At 34.3% G+C, this 2,835-nt stretch carries 5 protein-coding genes and 1 pseudogene; 3 read left to right on the top strand and 3 right to left on the bottom strand.

From position 1 onward, the window contains the following. Positions 1-248: 248 nt before the first annotated feature. The 3 genes and pseudogenes from FTT70_RS13430 to FTT70_RS13420 form a co-directional block, all read right to left on the bottom strand. A complete protein-coding gene (locus FTT70_RS13430) occupies positions 249-563 on the bottom strand; it encodes a hypothetical protein (protein ID WP_070155405.1) in 315 nt (104 codons plus the stop codon). 2 nt (positions 564-565) lie between these two features. Further along, positions 566-979 (bottom strand): hypothetical protein, encoded by a 414-nt coding sequence (locus FTT70_RS13425; RefSeq protein WP_179989130.1) that lies wholly within the window; start codon positions 977-979, stop codon positions 566-568. 133 nt (positions 980-1,112) lie between these two features. Beyond that, positions 1,113-1,208 (bottom strand): annotated as a pseudogene (locus FTT70_RS13420) (transposase domain-containing protein); the annotation flags it as partial. An 88-nt stretch (positions 1,209-1,296) separates the two neighbouring features. Between FTT70_RS13420 and FTT70_RS13415 the strand changes: the two are divergent. From FTT70_RS13415 to FTT70_RS13405, 3 genes are read left to right on the top strand one after another with little or no spacing between them, the layout of a single operon-like run. After that, positions 1,297-1,620 (top strand): transcriptional regulator, encoded by a 324-nt coding sequence (locus FTT70_RS13415; protein WP_104505828.1) that lies wholly within the window; start codon positions 1,297-1,299, stop codon positions 1,618-1,620. Beyond that, the gene (locus FTT70_RS13410) at positions 1,601-1,915 is read left to right on the top strand and encodes a DNA-binding transcriptional regulator (RefSeq protein ID WP_104505827.1); all 315 of its coding nucleotides are present in this window, start codon (positions 1,601-1,603) and stop codon (positions 1,913-1,915) included. The genes FTT70_RS13415 and FTT70_RS13410 overlap by 20 nt, the downstream gene beginning before the upstream one ends. A gap of 38 nt (positions 1,916-1,953) precedes the next feature. After that, positions 1,954-2,268, top strand: coding sequence for a hypothetical protein (locus tag FTT70_RS13405; protein ID WP_104505826.1), 315 nt, complete (start codon positions 1,954-1,956; stop codon positions 2,266-2,268). The last annotated feature ends 567 nt before the right edge of the window (positions 2,269-2,835 follow it).

Here is a 2,835-nt window from a genome sequence, read left to right as displayed (position 1 = left end):
CCAAGCAGACGTGCACAGAAAACAGCGATTGAACAACGAAATCTAAATCCTGTGCTTGACTTGGAAATGTCCATATAGGACATTTCTATTTGGTTATTAGGTAGGACATTTCTACTTGGGAATAACAGAATAACAGAAAAAACCTAGGCACTGGCCTAGGTGTTAAATTAAAAAAATACATAAAAATTAAGGCTATAGTCTCAATTTTTCAACTTCGTATAACGTGTATTATGTTAATTTTAGAAGATCTATACAATTCTGTACTTTTTCACAATCATAGAAAAAGCAAATAAAATACTTATCCAAAATAAATAATCAATAAAAAAATTGAGAAAAACAAATTGATCCATGCCGATGAAAATAAATAAAGGATTGATACTTATACTTCCGACTGGAGAGGTTTCACCATCTATAAGGAACTGGAGAGGAAATCCCCCAGCTATGACTTTAACTTTTTCAAGCTTATCTACAACTATGCGAGCAACTAATATATTTTTTTGATAAAGCAAAGATACGTAAGTCAAAATAATCGCTAAAAAATTAAAATATAATATTTTTTTCATAACTATTCTTTATCTTTTAAGTTAATTAAAAACAGCCAATAACATAAGCCAGGAAATAGAGCCAGAAAGCTAGCCCATGTATTGGTATACATCTTCCACCAATCTTCAGCAATCTTTCCAGTATGCCCCCATCCTAAAAGAATAAAAAATGGAGTAGCAATAATTAGAGAGGTAATACAGATGGTTAATAAATTAAGTCTGTTATAACGATTTAAAAGAATTGAGAATATGTAGCTAAAAGGCACAGTCAAAATACAATAAGCCAAGTAAATAAGACCGTGTCCTACAAGAACTACGAAAATCGAGTATAGGCTGTATTCGTGATTCACTGCGATAAACAGGACTGTTGTTAAAAAAAGTAAAGGTAAAGGAGCAAGTAAGAGTGCTTTTACTATTTGTTCATTTGAGTATTTCACTAATTTAATTCTCTTATCTACTCAATAAATAATAATACTATAACGATTTTATTGGAGGTTTTTTGATTCTATTTAACATAATGGTGGTTATACGAATTGAACGTAAGCGTCCGCTGAACCCCATGCCTATTTTTTAATTCGGTTCAGGTTTCCAGCGGTGTGGTAGCAATTCTTCAATCTGAGTCACTTTATGTGTCGGCAACCTTTTCAGCACATCACTTAAATAGGCATTTAATCCTGAGAACTAAGAATTATCATTTAAAAATACCACAAAGTAGTATAAAATAAACTACTACAAGGTAGTATGAATGCAATCAATGTATACAATATGTGAGACTCCATTATTTACTAAATACTGTCTTGTTTATTGGACTCAGGAAGAATATGAGGAATTCAAAACATTCTTAGCATTAAATCCTGAAGCAGGAGATGTAGAGCCTAATGCAGGTGGTATTCGTAAGATTAGATGGACTAGCGGTGGTAGAGGTAAAAGTGGTGGTGTCAGAGTCATCTACTTTAATCGTTTAGCAAATGGAGAGATTTGGTTATTAACCTTGTACAGTAAAAAGCAAACTGTACAGCTTAGTAAGAAGACTCTTCAAGCATTAGTGGAGAAACTAAATGACTCGTTTAATGACTGAAAAAGAACTTGAGGCTTTTGAAGCAACTAGGGATATTGAAGCTGAAATATTACAAGGCATCGACGATATGCTTACTAGTAATGCAGCGAAAAGAACCGTAATCACTGAGACAGATGTAGCGTTAGCTCGTAGAAAGGCTCAACTAACACAAGATCAGTTTGCTAAGATTCTTGGCGTATCAAGACGTACTCTTGAATCATGGGAACAAGGTGCGAGAAGACCATCAGGAGCAGCAACATCCCTTATTCGATTATTTATTGTTGATCCAAAATTTGTAAAAGAGAGTCTGGCTTAATTTAGACAGCTCTCTACTATATTTATTTAAGGTTTTTTATGAAGCACTTAGGATTTGTGGGAAAAAGTACTGAATATTTAGGGTATACCCATATTGAAATTATCAATAGCTCATTACGCTTATCTTTCAATATTCCATCAACAAAAGATCTAGAAGAAACCTTTAAAAAGATAGTCGAAAATAACTATGATTTACTCATGGAAACATCAGCAGAAATCGAGTTCGAATTAGAAAGTGAAACGCTAGCAAAGATAGAAACCATCATAAAAGAAAAAGGGATTGAACTTGATGAGTTTGTTCAAAATGCGCTGATTAAACTTATCAACCAAAATGAATTGGCTAAGACTGATTAGACCTTAAATGCAGACAATAAAAAACCCCAGCATCCTGCCGGGGTTTCTCATATTGGGTTGCTAGGTATGACTCCTGTCTTACCTCACGCTCCTGGTGCGATCTTTCTTATTCTTGTTGTTTGGAACTTCCTGTTCCTGATGAGTTCATCATAGGAAAATTCCACTGTTCCTGGTAGCCGCAAAGAGCCGAGATTGTTGTGCGCCAGGGCGTACAAAATAGCCTAAATTTTATCCACAGCCATTGGGGATAGTTTCGGATCCTGAAAGCCGATGAAATGGGCACTGATTGCCAAATTGATCGTTTTTTAATCAAATTTACTGGCAAAATATTACAGATCTGCTTAAAAACTCACCAACTTATTACAAAAGCCGATTTTTTGCTTTTTCTTAGTCATGGCTAAATTTTCAAGTGATTGATATTTATATTAATATACAAGTGTTGTTATTCCCAAGTAGAAATGTCCTACCTAATAACCAAATAGAAATGTCCTATATGGACATTTCCAAGTCAAGCACAGGATTTAGATTTCGTTGTTCAATCGCTGTTTTCTGTGCACGTCTGCTTGG

It is taken from the genome of Acinetobacter sp. YH01003, from assembly GCF_013420525.1.
In the GTDB taxonomy this organism is placed as follows: Bacteria; Pseudomonadota; Gammaproteobacteria; order Pseudomonadales; family Moraxellaceae; genus Acinetobacter; species Acinetobacter towneri.
Note: the sequence above shows the minus strand (reverse complement) of the source record. Positions and strands in the feature narration are given on the sequence as shown.